This is a genomic window from Psychrobacter sp. CoH-33_TS_01 (assembly GCF_058189395.1).
Genome location: NZ_JBVGQI010000092.1, coordinates 1 through 243, shown reverse-complemented (window position 1 = coordinate 243; position 243 = coordinate 1). Strand labels below are relative to the sequence as shown.

1 protein-coding gene is annotated in these 243 nt (G+C 74.1%); it reads left to right on the top strand.

The features are described 5' to 3' along the window. Positions 1-243, top strand: a 243-nt coding sequence (locus tag ACZ2XM_RS15665; protein ID WP_490619040.1) for a hypothetical protein, incomplete at both ends; no start/stop codon positions are given.

Genomic DNA, 243 nt, shown 5'->3' with positions numbered 1-243 from the left:
GCTGCAGGAGGAGGCCGAGCGTCACGACCGCGAGCGCATCGACGCCGCCAAGCGCGGCGCGGCCCTGCAGGCGCGCGTGGACGAGCTGGAATCCCAGCACGTCGCCCTCATCGACATCGAGTACAGCATCGCCGACGCGCTGGTGCGAAACAGCCGGCTGACGCCCGAGGAGCGCCTGCTGCTCGGCACGCTCCCCTTCGCCGCGCCGCGCGAGGCGGCCGACGTCGACCGCCGCTACGCCGA